This is a genomic window from Kosakonia beeri (genome assembly GCF_054165705.1).
The window spans coordinates 635,570-654,208 of sequence record NZ_CM135106.1; the positions used below are offsets into that span (position 1 = coordinate 635,570).

General features: G+C 53.6%; 22 protein-coding genes. 5 read left to right on the top strand and 17 right to left on the bottom strand.

The window, feature by feature from the left end; genetic code table 11:
- The first annotated feature begins 88 nt into the window (after window positions 1-88).
- Window positions 89-805, top strand: a complete 717-nt coding sequence (locus ACUY4S_RS03165; RefSeq protein ID WP_458022559.1) for a helix-turn-helix transcriptional regulator — start codon at window positions 89-91, stop codon at window positions 803-805.
- 142 nt (window positions 806-947) lie between these two features.
- Here the strand turns inward: ACUY4S_RS03165 and ACUY4S_RS03170 are convergent, their stop codons facing one another.
- Window positions 948-1,094, bottom strand: a complete 147-nt coding sequence (locus tag ACUY4S_RS03170) for a protein YhaL (RefSeq protein ID WP_312690914.1) — start codon at window positions 1,092-1,094, stop codon at window positions 948-950.
- Window positions 1,095-1,122: 28 nt separating this feature from the next.
- Window positions 1,123-1,824, bottom strand: coding sequence for a pirin family protein (locus tag ACUY4S_RS03175; RefSeq protein ID WP_312690913.1), 702 nt, complete (start codon window positions 1,822-1,824; stop codon window positions 1,123-1,125).
- Between the two features lie 106 nt (window positions 1,825-1,930).
- On the opposite strand from ACUY4S_RS03175, the gene ACUY4S_RS03180 reads away from it, so the two are divergent.
- Complete coding sequence (locus ACUY4S_RS03180) at window positions 1,931-2,827, top strand: LysR family transcriptional regulator (protein WP_312690912.1); 897 nt, start codon at window positions 1,931-1,933, stop codon at window positions 2,825-2,827.
- Between the two features lie 32 nt (window positions 2,828-2,859).
- Here the strand turns inward: ACUY4S_RS03180 and ACUY4S_RS03185 are convergent, their stop codons facing one another.
- The 11 genes from ACUY4S_RS03185 to ACUY4S_RS03235 all read right to left on the bottom strand — a co-directional run bounded on the left by ACUY4S_RS03185 (window position 2,860) and on the right by ACUY4S_RS03235 (window position 10,119).
- The gene (locus ACUY4S_RS03185) at window positions 2,860-3,207 is read right to left on the bottom strand and encodes a DUF805 domain-containing protein (protein WP_312690911.1); all 348 of its coding nucleotides are present in this window, start codon (window positions 3,205-3,207) and stop codon (window positions 2,860-2,862) included.
- Between the two features lie 124 nt (window positions 3,208-3,331).
- Entirely contained in the window at window positions 3,332-4,318 is a 987-nt protein-coding gene (locus tag ACUY4S_RS03190) for a glutathione S-transferase family protein (RefSeq protein WP_312690910.1), read from the bottom strand.
- 78 nt (window positions 4,319-4,396) lie between these two features.
- A complete protein-coding gene (locus ACUY4S_RS03195; protein ID WP_312690909.1) occupies window positions 4,397-4,789 on the bottom strand; it encodes a DoxX family protein in 393 nt (130 codons plus the stop codon).
- A gap of 204 nt (window positions 4,790-4,993) precedes the next feature.
- Window positions 4,994-5,284 (bottom strand): YqjK-like family protein, encoded by a 291-nt coding sequence (locus ACUY4S_RS03200; protein ID WP_312690908.1) that lies wholly within the window; start codon window positions 5,282-5,284, stop codon window positions 4,994-4,996.
- A complete protein-coding gene (locus tag ACUY4S_RS03205; protein ID WP_312690907.1) occupies window positions 5,281-5,679 on the bottom strand; it encodes a phage holin family protein in 399 nt (132 codons plus the stop codon). Before ACUY4S_RS03205 ends, ACUY4S_RS03200 begins: the two co-directional genes overlap by 4 nt.
- A gap of 1 nt (window position 5,680) precedes the next feature.
- Window positions 5,681-5,983 carry an ElaB/YgaM/YqjD family protein gene (locus ACUY4S_RS03210; protein ID WP_458022558.1) on the bottom strand — a complete coding sequence of 101 codons (303 nt, stop codon included), beginning with the start codon at window positions 5,981-5,983 and terminating at the stop codon, window positions 5,681-5,683.
- A 38-nt stretch (window positions 5,984-6,021) separates the two neighbouring features.
- A complete protein-coding gene (locus tag ACUY4S_RS03215; RefSeq protein ID WP_458022557.1) occupies window positions 6,022-6,390 on the bottom strand; it encodes a DUF1090 domain-containing protein in 369 nt (122 codons plus the stop codon).
- Window positions 6,391-6,537: 147 nt separating this feature from the next.
- Entirely contained in the window at window positions 6,538-6,924 is a 387-nt protein-coding gene (gene mzrA / locus ACUY4S_RS03220) for an EnvZ/OmpR regulon moderator MzrA (protein WP_312690923.1), read from the bottom strand.
- 4 nt (window positions 6,925-6,928) lie between these two features.
- Window positions 6,929-7,591: a DedA family general envelope maintenance protein YqjA gene (gene yqjA / locus ACUY4S_RS03225; RefSeq protein ID WP_312690904.1), complete on the bottom strand. Its 663-nt coding sequence runs from the start codon at window positions 7,589-7,591 to the stop codon at window positions 6,929-6,931.
- Between the two features lie 325 nt (window positions 7,592-7,916).
- The gene (gene exuR, locus ACUY4S_RS03230; protein ID WP_312690903.1) at window positions 7,917-8,693 is read right to left on the bottom strand and encodes a transcriptional regulator ExuR; all 777 of its coding nucleotides are present in this window, start codon (window positions 8,691-8,693) and stop codon (window positions 7,917-7,919) included.
- A 124-nt stretch (window positions 8,694-8,817) separates the two neighbouring features.
- On the bottom strand, window positions 8,818-10,119 hold the full coding sequence (locus ACUY4S_RS03235; protein ID WP_312690902.1) for an MFS transporter: 1,302 nt from the start codon (window positions 10,117-10,119) through the stop codon (window positions 8,818-8,820).
- Window positions 10,120-10,584: 465 nt separating this feature from the next.
- On the opposite strand from ACUY4S_RS03235, the gene uxaC reads away from it, so the two are divergent.
- The 3 genes from uxaC to ACUY4S_RS03250 all read left to right on the top strand — a co-directional run bounded on the left by uxaC (window position 10,585) and on the right by ACUY4S_RS03250 (window position 14,229).
- A complete protein-coding gene (uxaC, locus tag ACUY4S_RS03240) occupies window positions 10,585-11,997 on the top strand; it encodes a glucuronate isomerase (protein WP_458022556.1) in 1,413 nt (470 codons plus the stop codon).
- Between the two features lie 17 nt (window positions 11,998-12,014).
- Window positions 12,015-13,502: a UxaA family hydrolase gene (locus ACUY4S_RS03245; RefSeq protein WP_312690900.1), complete on the top strand. Its 1,488-nt coding sequence runs from the start codon at window positions 12,015-12,017 to the stop codon at window positions 13,500-13,502.
- A gap of 163 nt (window positions 13,503-13,665) precedes the next feature.
- Window positions 13,666-14,229 (top strand): YgjV family protein, encoded by a 564-nt coding sequence (locus ACUY4S_RS03250; RefSeq protein ID WP_312690899.1) that lies wholly within the window; start codon window positions 13,666-13,668, stop codon window positions 14,227-14,229.
- 5 nt (window positions 14,230-14,234) lie between these two features.
- Here ACUY4S_RS03250 and sstT read toward each other — a convergent pair whose 3' ends face one another.
- The 4 genes from sstT to ACUY4S_RS03270 all read right to left on the bottom strand — a co-directional run bounded on the left by sstT (window position 14,235) and on the right by ACUY4S_RS03270 (window position 18,626).
- Window positions 14,235-15,479: a serine/threonine transporter SstT gene (gene sstT, locus ACUY4S_RS03255; protein ID WP_312690898.1), complete on the bottom strand. Its 1,245-nt coding sequence runs from the start codon at window positions 15,477-15,479 to the stop codon at window positions 14,235-14,237.
- 240 nt (window positions 15,480-15,719) lie between these two features.
- Entirely contained in the window at window positions 15,720-16,685 is a 966-nt protein-coding gene (locus ACUY4S_RS03260; RefSeq protein WP_312690897.1) for a TerC family protein, read from the bottom strand.
- 244 nt (window positions 16,686-16,929) lie between these two features.
- Complete coding sequence (locus tag ACUY4S_RS03265; RefSeq protein ID WP_312690896.1) at window positions 16,930-17,928, bottom strand: Gfo/Idh/MocA family protein; 999 nt, start codon at window positions 17,926-17,928, stop codon at window positions 16,930-16,932.
- A gap of 83 nt (window positions 17,929-18,011) precedes the next feature.
- The gene (locus ACUY4S_RS03270; protein ID WP_458022555.1) at window positions 18,012-18,626 is read right to left on the bottom strand and encodes a YitT family protein; all 615 of its coding nucleotides are present in this window, start codon (window positions 18,624-18,626) and stop codon (window positions 18,012-18,014) included.
- Between the last annotated feature and the right edge of the window lie 13 nt (window positions 18,627-18,639).

Below are 18,639 nucleotides of genomic sequence, written 5' to 3' on the forward strand. Positions count from 1 at the left end.
CTCCTCTCTGTTTGTGGTCAACAGAGCATATCGCCAGCGCAGCGCGGTATATTAACCGCAACAGGACAGTAAATACGGTGAACCGGCCATGTTGATTGCACGCAGCCAGCGACTTACCCATCAAAGCAGACATCAAACCGTGTGGCATCAGCATCAAACGGGGCAACTGTTTTGCATGCAACGCGGCATGATGATGGTGCAGACAGAGCATGTGCAATGGGCGCTGACGCCCGCCAGTGTTGGATGGTTCCCTGCGCACTTGCCACACCGTGCCTGGACGGTGGGAGAGGTCAGCGGCATCAGTCTGCATATTGAAAATGCGGCTTTGCCCGCAGAGGCGGGCGTCTGGCCTGCCGATCCTTTCCTGCTATTACTCATGGAACGCGTGGCCTGCAGTGAAGGCAGGCGTCAACACCATCTCCTGACTGTCGTGCTCGATGAAATCAGGGCCGCGACAGCGGCACCGCTGCAACTGCAACTACCGGAAGATCGCCGAGCCCGGCAGGTTGCGGAGTTTCTGCTGCTTGAACCTCATAGCCCGCTTTCCCAACGCGAACTTGCTTTCAGATTCGGGATGAGTGCGCGGACTTTAAGCCGCTTGTTCAGTCAGCAAACCGGGTTGCGCTTTAGCCAGTGGCGGCAGCAAGCACGTATCCTGGCTTCGTTGGCCTTATTATTGAAGGGGGAGTCGGTAAGTAACACGGCCACGCAGTGCGGGTATGAGAATGTCAGTGCTTTTATCGCCGCATTTAAGCAGCGTTTTGGCATCACGCCGGGAGAGTTCCGTATACACAACGGCGTGTGATCCCGGTGTTTTGCTTGAGAGTCACCAGAGTGCAACAGGCTGGCAAACGCCTTTGCTTTGGCTCGCGGCAGCAAGGGTCACAAAGGGTTTAAATGGGTGCGGCCCGGCAAGCGTATCCGGGAGAGGCGCTTGGGACGGGCTATCAGGCTGCGGCCTCTTCTTCTGCCAGACGGATCCTGGCCTCGTCGACGATGGCTTCAAACTCTGTTAACAGGTCTTCCAGGCCAAATTCTGCCCCGACATCTGCGGGGCAGGTCTGTAAGTTGCTGAGCATGACAACGGTCGACATCAGGCTATTGATTTACTCACAGCCAGTGTCATACGGGTAAGTCGACCAGCAACGCCCGTAATGGCGTATCGGCAACCAGCGTGATGGTGGCTTCATCGCGAATGAAAGCGCCGTCTCCGCAGGTCAGGGCTTCGCGCGCTTCGCAGTGCGTGACGGCGTGCACCGTACCGTGAATCGACTGCAAATAGGCGCGCGGGCCATGAAGCTGGATTGTCAGCTGTTCACCCTTTTTCATTTCTACATGGTGCAGCCAGACTTGCTGACGAAGTTGCAAACTGCCCTCGCTTCCATCCGGGGAGGCCAGCAATTGCTGCGATGCATCGGCAATGCTCATCTTCTGCACAGACGGGTTTTCCCGCTCCGGGCAGGCATCCAGCCACAACTGCATGCGCGTTAATGACTTATCTTTGCTCAGGTTATGTTCGCTATAGCTGATACCGGGCTGGGTGGCAATCAACAGCGCTTCACCGGCTTTCGCCTGGACATGGTTGCCTTCACTATCGCGGTATTCCGCTTCGCCTTCCAGAATCAGGTTCAAAATATCCACTTTTGGATAGGTGCGTGGCTGGAAGGAGGCGCCAGGGGCGAGGACTTCCTGATTTAATACGCGCAGGGAGGCATAGCCCAGAAGCTTCGGGTCAAAATAATGTCCAAAAGAAAAGGTGTAGCGGGCCTGAAGCCAGCCGAAGTCAGCTTGTCCGCATTGTTTTGCTGTACGGGTAGTAATCATAATTATTGACCTCTCTTTACCTAAAACAATGTTAAAGGTATGGACGCTGCATTGTTAGCCAGATATTCTGCCTGGTATGTTCAAATTTACTGAATGAGAACAAAAAATGGCGAAAGAAAGGGCGCTGACGCTGGAAGCGTTGCGCGTAATGGATGCAATCGATCGGCGCGGTAGCTTTGCGGCGGCGGCAGATGAGCTGGGGCGTGTTCCGTCTGCGCTCAGCTATACCATGCAAAAACTGGAAGAAGAGCTTGATGTGGTGCTGTTTGACCGCTCCGGGCATCGCACTAAGTTTACCAACGTCGGGCGCATGTTGCTGGAGCGCGGCCGCGTCTTGCTGGAAGCGGCGGACAAACTGACGACCGATGCGGAAGCGCTGGCGCGAGGGTGGGAAACGCACCTGACGCTGGTCACAGAAGCGCTGGTGCCAACGGTTGAGCTGTTTCCGCTGGTGGATCGGCTGGCCGCGAAAGCCAATACACAACTGTCGATCATTACCGAAGTGCTGGCCGGGGCGTGGGAACGGTTGGAACAAGGGCGCGCGGATATTGTTGTCGCCCCGGATATGCACTTTCGCTCCTCCTCAGAGATCAACTCCCGCAAACTCTACTCGGTGATGAACGTTTACGTTGCCGCACCGGATCACCCTATCCATCAGGAGCCGGAGCCGCTGTCTGAAGTGACACGCGTGAAATACCGTGGTGTGGCAGTAGCGGATACCGCTCGTGAGCGACCGGTACTGACAGTACAACTGCTGGACAAACAGCCGCGACTGACCGTGAGCACAATTGAAGATAAACGTCAGGCATTGCTGGCGGGGCTGGGCGTGGCCACTATGCCTTATCCATTGGTTGAACAGGATATTGCACAGGGGCGTTTACGGGTGGTCAGCCCGGAATACACCAGTCAGGTCGACATTATCATGGCCTGGCGGCGCGACAGCATGGGGGAAGGAAAGGCCTGGTGTCTGCGCGAGATCCCGAAACTGTTCGCCGGTAAATAAGTTGCCGCTTCGCGAAGGCGAAGCGGTCAGCTTCAGCGGAACGCTTTGGGTTGCGGTCCGAAACGGTTCTCTTGTGGTGTGCCGTGCTGGCTGTAGAAAGCCAGCAGCATCAACCAGCCGATGACCGGGAACAACAGCAGCAGTAACCAGCGCCAGCTTCGGTCGGTATCGTGTAAACGGCGGACTTGTACCGCCAGCGTTGGTATCAGCACCAGCAATTCATACACCAGACTTAATACGTGCCAGCCGATGATCCTGTCGATGACATTCAGCACGCCAAAGAGAATGATGTTGACCAGTGTGAACATCCAGAATTCGCGGCGATGTGCGCGCCCGCTAAACGTAGCGTAGTTGCCAAGTACTTTAAAATACCAGTCCATTCCTCACCTCGGTCAACGGTCAATCCGTTGTTTTCTAAGCAATCACTGTAAGAATAGACGGCAAAAATACAAACGGCGAAATGCGGCAAGAAATATTTGGGCGCGTTGTAACGCGCCCGGAAGATCAGGCGAAACGGCTGTCGCGCCCGTGCGGTTCATTGAGATCCTGCCACGGCCCGATGGAAATAATCCCCGTCGGGTTGATGGTTTTATGGCTGCGAAAATAGTGATGGCGGATATGGTCAAAATCGACCGTTTCGGCAATGCCCGGCATCTGATAAATGTCCCGCATAAAGCCATGCAGGTTCAGATAATCACTTATGCGGTGCTTGTCGCACTTAAAATGAGTGACATAAACCGGATCAAAACGTACCAGCGTAGTCCACAGACGAATGTCTGCTTCGGTCAGACGGTTACCGGTCAGGTAGCGGTGCTGGCCGAGGATCTGCTCCAGCCGCTCCAGTGAGTTAAAGACGCTGACGACCGCATCGTCATAGGCCTGCTGGCTGGTGGCAAAACCAGATTTATAGACGCCATTGTTGACGGTGTCATAAATCCAGCTATTCAGTTCATCGATCTGGTCGCGAAGCTCTGGTGGATAATAATCACCGGCTCTGGCACCTAAGCCATCAAATGCGGTATTAAACATGCGGATGATTTCCGCCGATTCATTGCTGACAATGGTGTGGTTCTTCTTATCCCACAGCACAGGCACCGTCACACGCCCGGTGTAGTGCGGGTCGGCATGAAGGTAGAGCTGGTAGAGAAATTCATGTTGATACAAGGTGTCGCCGGTTGCCCCAGGAAAGGTGTCATCAAATGTCCAGCCATTCTCCAGCATTAACGGGTGAACCACCGAGACAGAAATAAATGGCTCAAGACCTTTTAGCTTACGCAGAATCAGGGTGCGATGTGCCCACGGGCAGGCGAGAGAAACATATAAGTGGTAGCGGTCTTTTTCGGCGGCGAATCCACCTTCACCCGAAGGGCCAGCGGCGCCATCGGCGGTGAGCCAGTTGCGAAACGCCGAAACAGAGCGCTGAAACCGTCCGCCAGTAGATTTGGTGTCGTACCAGGTGTCGTGCCAGACGCCGTCAATCAGTTGTCCCATGATCATTTCTCCTTCAGATAGCAAAAGCGAGGAGTGAACTCCTCGCTTTGCGTTTTTGATGCTTTCAGTATAGAGCGCTTACCATTTTTTATTCAGCAGGCGGTCAATGCTAAAGGCGCCCGGACCGGTGATACCCAGCAGCAGGTAGCCGCCAGCAATGGTCAGGTTTTTCATGAACATCAGCGAGTTCACGCCTTCAGCAAAATTGCTGTGGAAGATAAACGCTGTCAGCAGAGTAAAACCGGCGGTAAACAGGGCTGTGGTGCGGGTCAGGAAACCGAACACAATCGCCAGACCGCCGCCAAATTCCAGCAGAATGGTCAGCGGCAGGAAGAACCCCGGAACGCCCATCGCTTCCATATACTGTTGTGTGCCTGCGTAGCCGGTGATTTTGCCCCAGCCTGCGGTAATAAACAGAATCGGCATCAGGATACGTGCGACCAGAAAACCAACATCTTCTAATTTTTTCATCTTTCTCTCCAGGGAACCACAATGGCGGCTATCAATAAAATATCTGCAATAACGGGCGGATGCCGCGTGCATGCTGTCGATGGAGAGGATAGTAATCGGCGGATGAAAAGATTGTTAGCAAGGAAAACTGTCGAATTTTATCAAAAAAACTGAGTAAGAAAGGATGAAACAGGCGATGCGTTGCAATCGCCTGTAGAGAGCACGTTAGCGCGGTGAATTAAGGGTAACTTTAACCAGCCGCCACAGGCTCCAGGCACTCAGGCCCCGTTTTGCCCAGCGCACCAGTTTGTTTGGGTGGCGAACCGACCAGATGGCCATTGCCCCGCTACCGACCAGCGCCCAGGAACGCAGACTCAGCAGCGTGTTCCAGCCGCGATCGTAAACGGCGGTGGCCTCAAGCCAGTCCCGGCGCTCTGCGGTGAGATCCAGCCGTTGTTGCTGGATCTCGCTCAGCAGCTGCGCTTTGCGCTTCAGACGTTCCGCTTTGGTGCTCACGACTTATCGTCCTCCAGCAAAGCGCGGTCATTCGCCAGCTCCTGGCGGGTGTGGCGTAGCAATGTGGAGGCCCGTGCTTTACGCAACGTCCAGATACCGCCTATTAACGCCAGTACCAGTAGCACCACAGTGGTGGCAATCATCGCATTCAGGCGATATTGCGGATCGATGGCCCAAATTATCAGCACCATCAGGCTCATCAGGCCAAATGCGGCAAAAAGCATGGTCAGCCCTGACATTAAGAGCAACTGGAAGACATTGGCTTTCTCTTCTTCCAGTTCGACCACCGCCAGCCGCAGGCGGGTCTCAACCATTTCAACGAGGATAGACAGAATGCGCTGACCTATCCCCAAAGCACTTTTGCCCGGCCCTTGCTGGTAGCGTGGATCCGTCATATCAACGACGCGTCAGTAGCACGCCCAGCACCACGCCGACGGCAGCGCCGATGCCCACGCTGGCCCACGGGTTTTCGCGGACGTATTCATCAGTACGGGCTGCGGCTTCACGGGTCTGACGAGCCAATGCATCGCCCGTTTCGCCCAGACGATGACGGCTTTCACGCAGCGCCTGTTCAGCCTTACTGCGCAGTTTGCTCAGCTCTTCTTTCGATTTGTCCCCAGAGTTGCTCAGGACTTCTTCCAGGGTATCCGCCAGGGATTTCAACTCAGAGCGCAGATGGTCAGCATTATCTTTGGACATAGTTCTCTCCAGGTGAGTGAGGGGTAATTTCCTTTACATCAGTAATCACGTGCCTCAAGGGCTTTCAGGTGTTCCTGCGCCTCTTTCAGCTTATGTTCGCGTTTACTTATCTTGTCCGCATCGCCTTTTTGCCTGGCCTCGCTCAGATCGCGACGCCGTTCGGCCACTTCTTCTCTCTGCTCAGTGATTTTTTTCTGATGGGCAGCGCGCAACTTGTTGTCAGAGCAACTGGCGCGGACTTCGCGCAGTGCTTTGTTCAGGCCCGCGATCCGGCTTTCATTGTTATGCTTTTCGGCATAGCTGATCTCCCGCTGGATCTCTTGCTCTTTCTCCTGACAAGGCGAAGCCGCCTGCGAAACTGCGCTCAGAGATAACAGGGCCAACGCCAGTGCGATGCGGTTATTCATAATCGAAACCTTCCTTTGTTGGCTGGCGAAACGGTCGTGTCGCCAGCATCCAGTGACATAAAGTGAACCCTGGTTCCGTTTACTCAAGCATAGTTAAGTTAACGAATAACACCAAAGTGAGTGAAAAGATTCAGAATCCTGGAAGGATCAGCCGAACCGGTGCGTACTGCTACGCAGGCGGTTGAGCCAGGCAGAGGTCTGGCTGCTTTCATCGTCCTGGGCGGCGATGATGTAACCGTGGGGTAATGTGCGATCCAGTACGGCTTTCGCTGCTGCGCTCTGGGCGCTGGACTCGAACGTAATCAACAAGGTGTCGTTCTCAGGTGTGATGCTTTTAAACTGAATGCCGTTGGCATCAAGATGATGCCAGACGGAAAAGCCATCTGGCACGCTGACGTTATGCGTCGCCGGACGGATCGCCAGCGTGGAGCCTTTATCCTGTAAGGTCGCCCATGCGAAAAGCATCACGCTTAAAAATGCCAGCGCGCAAATGCTCATTACCAGCCAGCGTAAAAACGGGCGGCGCGATTCCATGGTTTTAACCCCGATTGCCATATTTTTTCTTCCAGAGGACGACCAGCGAGCCGATCAGGCCGATCACCAGCAACACCACCGGAAGCAGCATCAGGCAGGACATAAGCGCGTCTTCGTATTTTCGAAAAACCGGCGTTTTACCCAGCAGATAGCCCAGCGTTGTCAGGATCAGCACCCACAACAGACCGCTCATCCAGTTGAAGAACTGGAAGCGGGCATTACTCAGACCAGAAAGTCCGGCAATAGTTGGCAATAAAGTTCGGACAAACGCAATAAAACGGCCAATTAACAGGGCGGAAAGCCCATGTTTATGAAACAAATGGTGCGCCCGTTGGTGGTAATGCGCAGGCAGATGCGACAGCCAGTTCTGCACCAGACGCGTATTGCCCAGCCATCGTCCCTGTATGTAACTGAGCCAGCAGCCGAGACTGGCCGCTACGGTCAGCAACAAAATGGTCTGCGGATAACCCAATGCACCTTTGGCAATCAGAACGCCAATCAGGACCAGCAGGCTGTCGCCCGGCAGAAACGCCGCCGGGAGCAGACCGTTTTCCAGAAATAAAATGACAAATAATACAAAATAGAGCATGCCGATCATGCCGGGGTTCGACAAAGTCTCGAAATCCTGGCTCCAGAGGGCATGAAGTAACTGGCTTAAAAGTTCCATTCAGTGTTCCTGGTACATCGGTTTACGTCACGCCCGGAACAGCACGGCGATTGGCTTTAATACATTATGATCGCTCGTGAACGATGTGTTACGGCATGTTCCGATAAAAACGTTGTGAGCAAGCACGAACAAATACGATGGCGAAATGCATCTAATTGTAACAAATGCTGACGTTATACGTCAGTCATAAAAAAACGTTTCGGTATTGATTTTGCTTGTCGGAGGTGGGGGAGGCGAGGCTATTTACAAAGGCTGACACTCTATACTTTTCACTTACCCTAAATTCGTGCCGGGCGCAGCGTAACTCTGCGTCCGGCAAGGGAAATTATTTGGTTCCGTTGGCGGCAGTATCCAGATGTACGACCGGATTTTCTGCAAACAGGTAACGATCGGCATTAAATTCAAAATCGTCACTGGTTTCGTTAAACAGCATCTGTTTGGTATTTTCGAGGTGCTGCCACATCGCCAGTTTGGCGGCGTGAGGATCTTTACGGATTAATGCCCGCAAAATCTGGTCATGATCATCACACCAGTTATCCACGGTACGTAAGTCGATATGGTCGTGCAGTTTTTTCCAGTACGGGTTATGCACGCGCTGGGTCCACATCTTCTCGACAATCGCCGCCAGCGCGGTGTTTTGCGTGGCCAGAGCGACCTGCACATGGAACTGTAAATCCCACTCGGAATCGCGGAAGCATTTCTCTTTACGCGCATTGTCCTGGATTTCCATCAGCTTCATGATGTCCTGTTTCGTGACCTGTGTGGCCGCGAATTCGGCAATATTGCTTTCAATCAGCTGGCGAGCCTGCAACAGCTCAAAGGGCCCATAGTTAGCGAACTCCAGGTTTTCATCCGGGACCTGGGTATGGCGCGGCTGGTTCGAGATGACATGAATGCCAGAGCCTTTACGAACTTCGACGTACCCTTCTACTTCCAGCATGATAATGGCTTCACGAACCACGGTCCGGCTCACGCTTTTTTCATCAGCAATAAAGCGCTCTGCGGGCAATTTGTCCCCCACAAGATAGACGCCTTGCTCAATACGATTTTTAAGCTCGGCGGCAAGCTGCTGGTACAAACGTCGTGACTCGGAGATTTCCATATATGAGCTCCAGGGAAAAGAAGGGCAATAATAGATTTGTTATACCACTTTTACACCATTCTCACCATCATCGATAACGAAAAAGCCGCCCGGAGGCGGCTTTTTGAGACATCAAATGGGAGAGTTAACTTTGTGCGGCCGGGCCGCCCACCGAATGCTCTTTCACAACTTCATCGGCTGTTTTGTTTTTCAACACGGTCCAGATAACCACCGCACCCAGCAGGTCAAACAGCGCCAGCACAGCGAACAGCGGGCTGAAGCCAATGGTATCTGCCAGTGCGCCGACAACCAGAGCGAACATGGTGCTCGCCAGCCAGGCTGACATGCCGGTCAGGCCGTTTGCCGTTGCCACTTCGTTACGACCAAAGACGTCGGAAGAAAGGGTGATCAGCGCGCCGGACAGAGACTGGTGAGCAAAACCACCGATGCACAGCAGACCAATTGCCACATACGGGCTGGTGAACAGGCCAATCATACCTGGGCCAATCATCAGCAGTGCGCCCATGGTCACGACCATTTTACGGGAGACGATCAGGTTCACACCGAAGATACGCTGGAACAGCGGCGGCAGGTAACCCCCTACGATGCAACCCAGGTCTGCGAACAGCATCGGCATCCAGGCGAACATGGCGATCTCTTTCAGGTTAAAGCCGTAAACTTTAAACATGAACAGCGGGATCCAGGCGTTGAATGTACCCCAGGCAGGTTCTGCCAGAAAACGCGGCAGAGCGATGCCCCAGAACTGACGGGTGCCGAGGATCTGCCAGACAGTCATTTTCTTGCCATTGTTGGTCTGATGCTGTGCTTCCTGACCACCAATGATGTATTCACGTTCTTCATCGCTTAATTTTTTCTGGTCGCGAGGGTGTTTGTAGAAGTACAACCAGGCCATTGCCCAGACAAAACTCAGCACACCAGAGATGATGAACGCCATTTCCCAGCTGTGCATCACGATCGCCCACACAACCAGCGGCGGAGCAATCATTGCACCAATAGAGGAACCGACGTTGAAGTAGCCCACAGCAATAGAACGCTCTTTTGCCGGGAACCATTCGGAGGCCGCTTTCAGGCCGGCCGGGATCATCGCTGCTTCAGCCGCACCTACCGCACCACGCGCCAGTGCCAGGCCGCCCCAGCTGCCTGCCAGCGCTGTCGCGCCGCAGAACACCGCCCAGGTAATAGCGAAGAACGCATAACCAATCTTGGTGCCCAGAATGTCCAGCACGTAGCCCGCAACAGGCTGCATGACGGTATAAGCCGCGGAATAAGCTGCAATGATATAAGAGTATTGCTGAGTAGAAATGTGCAGCTCTTCCATCAGGGTTGGAGCCGCTGCCGCTACGGTGTTACGTGTCAGGTATCCCAGCACGGTGCCGACCGTCACCAGTGCTATCATGTACCAACGTAATCCTTTGATTTTACGCATGTAAACCTCATCGTTATGTTATTACCGCTTGCGCGGCCATCCTGCGATCGCCCTCGGAGGATGAAACGGGAGGGTGTAAGCGGGAGGCTCTCCCACTACGACCCAAACCTTGCCATAAGTAAGTGTGTTTAAGTCGGTATCCCTACCCTCAAGTTCCGATCAAGTAATTATCGGGAATGCATTCCGTCGGCTTATGTGTTCGACGGCAGGAAAGATAACTTGTCATACAACTTGAAAAGGTGAGTGACATCACAAAAGTGTTTTTCTTTGTGTGGTCTTTAACTTTGGCAGGAGAAGCCAGACGCGGCGCGGTCCGGGGCGCGGTTTACCCGATTAAACGCAAAATTTTTGTCCGCTTTTATTGATCCAACTCACGAAAATATCTTCGGTCTATGGAAATTGGTGTGATAACTTTGTCAGCATCTAAGATAGACATCAGACGCACTCGTTGAGAGGAAGACGATAATGACTCCGTTTATGACTGAAGATTTTCTACTGGACACCGAATTTGCGCGCCGTCTGTACCATGACTACGCGAAAGATCAGCCGATTTTTGACTATCACTGCCATCTGCCGCCGCAGCAAATCGCCGAAAACTACCGCTTTAAAAACCTGTATGACATCTGGCTGAAAGGCGACCACTACAAATGGCGCGCAATGCGTACCAACGGCGTGCCTGAGCGCTTATGTACTGGTGATGCGTCCGATCGTGAGAAGTTTGACGCCTGGGCAGCGACGGTACCGCACACCATTGGTAACCCGTTATACCACTGGACACATCTTGAGCTGCGTCGCCCATTTGGTATTACAGGTAAGCTGCTTTCACCGTCCACTGCCGACGAAATCTGGAATTTAGGCAACGAACTGCTGGCGCAGGATAAATTCTCCGCGCGCGGTATCATGCAGCAGATGAATGTCAAAATGGTCGGTACCACCGACGATCCGATCGATTCGCTTGAGCATCACGCGTCCGTGGCGAAAGACACCACATTCAGCATCAAAGTACTGCCGAGCTGGCGCCCGGATAAAGCCTTCAACATTGAGCAGGCAACCTTCAACGACTATATGGCGAAACTGGGCGAAGTATCGGATACCGATATTCGTCGCTTTGCCGATCTGCAAACGGCGCTGAACAAACGTCTGGATCACTTTGCCGCCCACGGCTGTAAAGTGTCTGACCATGCGCTGGACGTCGTGTTGTTTGCCGAAGCCAGCGAAGCTGAGCTCGACAGCATTTTGGCGCGCCGCCTGGCGGGTGAAGCGCTGAACGAAAAAGAAGTGGCACAGTTCAAAACAGCGGTGCTGGTATGGCTGGGCGCAGAGTATGCCCGTCGCGGTTGGGTACAGCAGTACCACATTGGCGCGCTGCGTAACAATAACCTGCGCCAGTTCAAACTGCTGGGGCCGGACGTGGGCTTCGACTCCATTAATGACCGTCCGCTGGCGGAAGAACTCTCCAAACTGCTGAGCAAGCAGAATGAAGAAAACCTGCTGCCGAAAACCATTCTTTACTGTCTGAACCCGCGCGATAACGAAGTGCTGGGCACCATGGTGGGTAACTTCCAGGGCGAAGGCATGCCGGGCAAAATGCAGTTCGGTTCTGGCTGGTGGTTTAACGATCAGAAAGATGGCATGGAACGTCAGATGACGCAGTTGGCGCAGCTCGGTCTGCTGAGCCGTTTCGTCGGCATGCTGACGGATAGCCGTAGTTTCCTCTCTTATACCCGTCACGAATATTTCCGTCGCATCCTGTGCCAGATGATCGGCCGCTGGGTTGAAGCGGGTGAAGCACCAGCTGATATCCAGTTGCTGGGCGAGATGGTGAAAAATATCTGCTTTAACAATGCGCGTGATTACTTCGCGATTGAACTGAACTAAGGCTGTTTGAGGTTGATATGCAATACATCAAGATCCATTCGCTGGATAACGTTGCGGTAGCTCTGGCCGATCTCGCTGAAGGTGCGGAAGTCGTGGTCGACAACCACACCGTCACGTTGCGCCAGGCGGTGGTACGCGGGCATAAATTTGCGCTGCAACCCATCGCTCAGGGCGAAAATGTTGTTAAGTACGGTCTGCCTATTGGTCATGCGACGGCGGATATCGCGCAGGGCGAGCACATTCATTCCCATAACGCGCGTACCAATCTCAGTGATTTGGACGAGTATAGCTATCAACCTGATTTTCAGGATGAAGGCGCACAGGCGGCAGATCGCGATATTCAGATCTACCGCCGCGCTAATGGTGAAGTCGGGATCCGCAATGAGCTGTGGATCCTGCCAACGGTCGGCTGTGTGAATGGTATTGCCCGGCAGATCCAGAACCGTTTCCTGAAAGAGACGCAGGACGCAGAAGGGATCGATGGCGTTTACCTGTTCAGCCATACTTACGGTTGCTCGCAGCTGGGCGACGATCACATTAATACCCGCACCATGCTGCAAAACATGGTGCGTCACCCAAATGCCGGTGCCGTGCTGGTCATTGGCCTTGGCTGTGAAAACAACCAGGTGGATGCATTCCGCCAGACGCTGGGTGAGTTCGACGCAGAACGCGTTCACTTTATGGTATGCCAACACCAGGACGATGAAGTGGAAGCCGGGCTTGAACATATGCACGCCCTGTACGAGGCCATGCGCAACGATAAGCGCGAGCCGGGTAAACTGAGCGAACTCAAATTTGGTCTGGAATGCGGCGGCTCTGATGGCCTGTCTGGCATTACCGCCAACCCCATGCTGGGCCGTTTTTCCGATTATGTGATTGGAAACGGTGGCACCACCGTACTGACCGAAGTGCCGGAGATGTTCGGCGCGGAGCGGATCCTGATGAGCCACTGCCGCGATGAGAGCACGTTTGAAAAGACCGTCACTATGGTAAATGACTTCAAACAGTACTTTATTGCCCACAACCAGCCGATTTATGAGAACCCGTCGCCGGGTAACAAAGCGGGCGGGATCACCACGCTGGAAGAGAAATCCCTTGGCTGCACCCAGAAAGCCGGTGCAAGCCAGGTTGTCGATGTACTGCGTTATGGCGAGCGTCTGAAAACGCACGGTCTGAACCTGTTAAGCGCGCCGGGTAACGATGCCGTTGCCACCAGCGCGCTGGCTGGCGCAGGTTGCCATATGGTGTTGTTCAGTACTGGTCGTGGGACGCCTTACGGCGGTTTTGTACCCACGGTGAAGATCGCCACTAACAGCGAACTGGCGGCGAAGAAAAAACACTGGATCGACTACGATGCGGGTCAACTGATCCACGGCAAAGCGATGCCGCAATTGCTGAATGAGTTTGTCGATGTGATTGTGGAAATCGCCAACGGCAAGAAAACCTGCAACGAGAAGAATGACTTCCGTGAGCTGGCTATCTTCAAAAGTGGCGTAACGCTTTAATTAAGTTGTGACTTTCGCGCCCGTGGTTACGTTGGCTGCATGCTATCACCGCAGTGGATTTTAGGTAATAAGCGTACTTACCGTGGTAACCTGGCGCGAAATCTCTGGGTAAGTGTCTGAATCAGGGCATTTACCCGCTTTTGTTTTACTGCAAGGATTTTTCATGACCGCGTATTGGCTTGCCCAGGGCGTGGGGGTCATTGCCTTCCTGATTGGTATCACCACTTTCATCAACCGTGACGAAAGGCGGTTCAAAAAACAGCTTTCCGTCTATAGCGCCATTATTGGCGTGCACTTCTTTCTGATGGGCGCATTTCCGGCTGGATCGAGCGCCATGCTGAATGCGCTACGCACCCTGATAACGCTCCGTACTCGTAGCCTGTGGGTCATGTCGCTTTTTATCGTGTTAACCGGCGGGCTGGGGCTGGCGAAGTTTCACCATCCGATCGAGCTGTTGCCGGTAGCGGGTACGATTGTCAGTACCTGGGCGCTGTTCCGTGTGCAAGGGTTGCCAATGCGTTGTGTGCTCTGGTGTTCGACCGGTTGCTGGGTGATCCATAATATCTGGCTCGGATCGATTGGCGGTTCGCTGATCGAGGGCAGTTTTTTAATCATGAATGGCCTGAACATCATTCGCTTCTGGCGTATGCAACAACGCGGCATCGACCCGTTTAACGTCGAAACCGCGGCAGCAAAGAAAACACCGCCGCGCGTTGACGGCGGGTGAAGAGGTTAATTACGCAGGGCGTTGTTAACCAGACGCGAATCTTCCGCCTGGCATACCGCTGCGGTGAAGAGCACATCCGTGGAGGAGTTGAGCGCGGTTTCGCAAGAGTCCTGCAGCACGCCGATAATAAAGCCGACCGCCACCACCTGCATCGCCACATCGTTGGAAATACCAAACATGTTACAGGCCAGCGGGATCAACAGCAGGGAACCGCCCGCCACGCCGGAGGCACCACAGGCACAAAGCGACGCCACAACGCTCAACAGCAACGCTGTCGGCAGATCGACCGTAATACCTAAGGTATGGACTGCCGCCAGTGCCAGCACCGTAATCGTGATTGCCGCACCCGCCATGTTAATGGTGGCGCCCAACGGGATAGAAATAGAATAGGTATCGCGATCGAGGTTCAACTTCTCACACAACGCCATATTAACGGGAATATTCGCCGCTGAACTGCGGGTGAAAAATGCGGTGACGCCACTTTCGCGAAGGCAAGTAAAAACCAGTGGGAAAGGGTTGCGGCGGATTTTCCAGAATACCAGCAGCGGGTTAACCACCAGCGCGACAAACGCCATACATCCCACCAGCACGACCAGGAGTTGCGCATAGCCTAACAGCGCGCCAAAACCCGATGTCGCAAGGGTGGATGAGACGAGACCGAAAATCCCGATCGGCGCAAAGCGGATCACAAGCCGCACCATAAAAGTCACCGCGCTTGCAAAATCCTGCACCAGATTTTTGGTGCTCTCGTTGCTGTGACGCAGTGCAAAACCCAGCCCCACCGCCCATACCAGTATGCCAATGTAGTTAGCATTCATGAGCGCCGTTACCGGGTTGGCGATCATGCTGGTTAGCAAACCACGCAACACTTCCACAATACCGGAAGGCGGTGCGACATCATTTGCACCCGGGACAAGCTGTAACGTGGACGGGAACAGGAAACTGACCAGCACAGCGGTGAGTGCGGCGGTAAATGTGCCTAACAGATAGAGTATCAGTACCGGGCGCAGATTCGTCTTTTGCCCTTGCTGATGACCAGCGATGGAGGCCATCACCAGCATCAGCACCAGTACCGGCGCTACCGCTTTTAACGCGCTAACAAAAAGCGTACCCAGAATGCCGGTCGCAATGGCGGCGGGAGTGGAGATCCACGCCAGTAAGATACCCAGAATTAAACCAATAAGGATCTGTTTCACCAGGCTGCCATCAATAAGACGTTGCAGTAACCCGGCGGAGCGGTGCGTTGTCATGCCATGTTCCTTTCGTGTTGTGGAGTTGCATCCCGCCTGTCTTTTTTGATGACATTTGTCAGGATGTAACATTTATTTGCAGAAAGAAGTATATGGACTCTGCGGCAAGAAGGAAGTGCAGAAGATGTACTTTTCGGGCCTGGCGCGGCTTTTTGATTTTTTGTGTTAATGTTTTGTGATAAAGGCGACAAGGATGACGCTTTCGCCGCTCAGCATAGTGGCAGAGCGGCGAATTACAGCTTACGCCTTCGTTTTTTTGTCGTTCTGGTGGTTGACCCAGGCATTGATCAGCAGTGTCAACACGAGGATCCCACCGACCACACCCAGCGAAATGGCGATCGGAATATGGAAAAAGTCGACGATCAACATTTTGATGCCGATGAATACCAGGATCACCGACAAACCGTACTTGAGCATTGAGAAGCGCTCGGCAACGCCGGCCAGCAAAAAGTACATCGCGCGCAGGCCAAGGATCGCGAACAGGTTCGACGTCAGTACGATAAAAGGATCGGTGGTAACGGCGAAAATTGCCGGAATGCTGTCGACAGCAAAAATGACGTCGCTCAGTTCCACCAGAATTAACACCAGCAGCAGCGGCGTGGCGAACAGCAAGCCGTTTTTGCGCACGAAGAAATGTTCGTTCTCGATGGTATCTGTCATGCGCAGATGGCCACGCAACCAGCGAACCAGCGGCTTATCGCCGATCCCGCCTTCATCCTCTTTCGCCAGCGCCATTTTCACGCCGGTAAATAGCAGGAATGCGCCGAACACATACAGCAGCCATGAGAACTGGGAAATAAGCCAGCTTCCGGCAAAGATCATGATCGTACGCAGCACAATGGCTCCAAGAACGCCGTAGATCAGTACCCGGCGTTGTAATGCCGCCGGAACAGCAAAATAGCTAAACAGCATTAGCCAGACAAAGACGTTATCCACCGCCAGTGCCTTTTCAATCAAATAGCCGGTGAGGAACGCCAGTGCTTGCGTATCCGCCACGGCGCGGCCTTCGGTCTGCGTCAGATACCACCAGAAAGCGGCATTAAACAACAGCGAGAGCGTAACCCAAACTACAGACCAGACGGCCGCCTGCTTCATGGTCATCGTATGGACGCCGCGACGCCCCTGAAGCAGAAGGTCGATGGCGAGCATAATCGCCACCACAATGGCGAATCCGCCCCATAACATCGGTGTGCCGACACTATTCATCATCAGTTCCTTACCTAAAAACAAAAACGGCTAACGTCAGAAGACGTCAGCCGCTTGCTTTAGATGCAGGGAGTCTCGCCTTCCGGCAAGGTCTCACTTACGTCGGTAAAGACGCCCGGCGACCGGATGCATATACGCATCGTAATGACGATCCACCGGCATGGAAGTTACTCCCCTTTGCAGGTAACAAAATATGTCAGCTCATTCATTCCGTCAATGAAAGGCCGGACGGGCTTACGAACCTTTACGCAGGCAACTGCGCACCCACATCATCGGCCGGGAACACGACGCCGGTCTGGCGACGGATCTCGGTTTGCAGTTTTGCCGTTACACGACTGACAGCCAGACCCGGATGGTTGATTTCATTTTCTTCCACCAGCCGGGCAAAGGTTTCAGCTTCATACAGCATGGTATTGATGTGCTGTGGCTGGGTTAGTTCCTGCGGCTTACCGCCGCGCGGCACAAATGACACTTTCTGGCATTCGGAGATCTTCTCGATCACCAGTGAACCTGCCTCGCCCTGGATTTCACTCGGCAGAACAGAATCGCTCACTTTTGAGTGCTGCAGCGTTACGCTGAAATCACCGTAATCCATGACCACCACGCCGTGTGCATCTACACCGCTCTCCAGCTTGCTGGCAGTTGCGTGCACCGCATACGGCTCGCCCCACAGCGCCACGGCAGACGCCAGGCAATAAAAGCCAATATCCATAATCGAGCCGTTAGAGAAGGCCGGGTTAAAGGTATTAGGGTTTTCGCCGTCCAGATAACGCTGGTAGCGGGAAGAGTACTGGCAGTAATTAATAAAGGCTTTACGCACTTTACCGGCTTTGGCCAGTGACTGCTTAAGCAGTATGAAATTGGGCAGGCTGGCGGTTTTAAACGCTTCAAACAACACCACCTGATGCTCGCGTGCGCAGGCGATAGCCTCCTCCACTTCTCTCAGATTCGACGCCAGCGGTTTTTCGCAGATTACATGCTTTTTATGGCTGAGGAACAGGCGGGTTTGTGGAAAGTGCAGAGAGTTTGGGCTGGCAATATACACCGCGTCAATCGCATCGCTTTGCGCCATCGCTTCAAGCGAGGTGAACAGGTGTTCAACGGGATAATCATTCGCGAACGCTTGCGCCTGCTCAAGGCTGCGGGAAAAGACGGCGGTGAGTTTATATTTGCCCGTTTCATGGGCGGCATCGACAAACTGGCGAGTGATCCAGTTGGTGCCTATGACAGCGAAACGTATCATAAAGGCGCTGATTCTCCGTAATGAGGGGACTTTCGTCACTCTACCACGACGAGATGACAAAACCAGTGCCCCTGCCCGCAGAGTTATACCGCATAACGCCCCGGGCGGTGGTTCATGGCGATAATCAAATTGAGCATCGTCGCGCCGATTACCGAGATCACAAGCATGGGCAAGCTGACCACAAACAGCGATGCGGTAACGATGCAGGCGTCAACCACCATCTGGAATTTCCCGGCACGAATACCGCTTTTCTCTTGCAGATAGAGCGCCAGAATATTCATACCGCCGAGGCTGGCTTTATGCCGGAACAGCACCACAAAGCCAATGCCCATCATAATGTTGGCAAACAGCGTGGCGTAGTAAGGATTAAGCTGATCAATATGAATAAAGCGGCCGTGGAGATCGGAAAAGATCGACACCATCGCCACGGCGCAAAAGGTCTTTAGCGTAAACTGCGCGCCCATCCGACGCACCGATAACCAGTAAAAAGGCAGGTTGATGGCAAAAAACGCCGCGCCAAATGAGATGTGCGTTGTGTAGTGGATCAAAAAAGCCAGCCCTGCGGTGCCGCCGGTTAATGCGCCAGACTGGCGAAACAGCACCACACCAAAAGAGATCATCAGCGTACCGAACAGCAGAGCCAGCGCATCTTCCAGCCAGCTATGGGCAAGTTTATTGGGCGTGAGGACGTTATCCATAAGTGTGCATTAT

Bases quoted from the DNA above. Each gene is read 5' to 3' on its own strand.
- ACUY4S_RS03180 (WP_312690912.1), top strand. From the start codon at position 1,931: ATGGCGAAAGAAAGGGCGCTGACGCTGGAAGCGTTGCGCGTAATGGAT.
- ACUY4S_RS03260 (WP_312690897.1), bottom strand. From the start codon at position 16,685: ATGAATAGTGTCGGCACACCGATGTTATGGGGCGGATTCGCCATTGTG.
- ACUY4S_RS03245 (WP_312690900.1), top strand. From the start codon at position 12,015: ATGCAATACATCAAGATCCATTCGCTGGATAACGTTGCGGTAGCTCTG.
- ACUY4S_RS03265 (WP_312690896.1), bottom strand. From the start codon at position 17,928: ATGATACGTTTCGCTGTCATAGGCACCAACTGGATCACTCGCCAGTTT.
- ACUY4S_RS03190 (WP_312690910.1), bottom strand. From the start codon at position 4,318: ATGGGACAACTGATTGACGGCGTCTGGCACGACACCTGGTACGACACC.
- ACUY4S_RS03165 (WP_458022559.1), top strand. From the start codon at position 89: ATGTTGATTGCACGCAGCCAGCGACTTACCCATCAAAGCAGACATCAA.
- ACUY4S_RS03215 (WP_458022557.1), bottom strand. From the start codon at position 6,390: ATGAATAACCGCATCGCACTGGCGTTGGCCCTGTTATCTCTGAGCGCA.
- ACUY4S_RS03210 (WP_458022558.1), bottom strand. From the start codon at position 5,983: ATGTCCAAAGATAATGCTGACCATCTGCGCTCTGAGTTGAAATCCCTG.
- ACUY4S_RS03235 (WP_312690902.1), bottom strand. From the start codon at position 10,119: ATGCGTAAAATCAAAGGATTACGTTGGTACATGATAGCACTGGTGACG.
- ACUY4S_RS03270 (WP_458022555.1), bottom strand. From the start codon at position 18,626: ATGGATAACGTCCTCACGCCCAATAAACTTGCCCATAGCTGGCTGGAA.
- ACUY4S_RS03205 (WP_312690907.1), bottom strand. From the start codon at position 5,679: ATGACGGATCCACGCTACCAGCAAGGGCCGGGCAAAAGTGCTTTGGGG.
- ACUY4S_RS03195 (WP_312690909.1), bottom strand. From the start codon at position 4,789: ATGAAAAAATTAGAAGATGTTGGTTTTCTGGTCGCACGTATCCTGATG.
- yqjA (WP_312690904.1), bottom strand. From the start codon at position 7,591: ATGGAACTTTTAAGCCAGTTACTTCATGCCCTCTGGAGCCAGGATTTC.
- ACUY4S_RS03185 (WP_312690911.1), bottom strand. From the start codon at position 3,207: ATGGACTGGTATTTTAAAGTACTTGGCAACTACGCTACGTTTAGCGGG.
- uxaC (WP_458022556.1), top strand. From the start codon at position 10,585: ATGACTCCGTTTATGACTGAAGATTTTCTACTGGACACCGAATTTGCG.
- ACUY4S_RS03175 (WP_312690913.1), bottom strand. From the start codon at position 1,824: ATGATTACTACCCGTACAGCAAAACAATGCGGACAAGCTGACTTCGGC.
- sstT (WP_312690898.1), bottom strand. From the start codon at position 15,479: ATGACAACGCACCGCTCCGCCGGGTTACTGCAACGTCTTATTGATGGC.
- ACUY4S_RS03170 (WP_312690914.1), bottom strand. From the start codon at position 1,094: ATGTCGACCGTTGTCATGCTCAGCAACTTACAGACCTGCCCCGCAGAT.
- mzrA (WP_312690923.1), bottom strand. From the start codon at position 6,924: ATGGAATCGCGCCGCCCGTTTTTACGCTGGCTGGTAATGAGCATTTGC.
- exuR (WP_312690903.1), bottom strand. From the start codon at position 8,693: ATGGAAATCTCCGAGTCACGACGTTTGTACCAGCAGCTTGCCGCCGAG.
- ACUY4S_RS03250 (WP_312690899.1), top strand. From the start codon at position 13,666: ATGACCGCGTATTGGCTTGCCCAGGGCGTGGGGGTCATTGCCTTCCTG.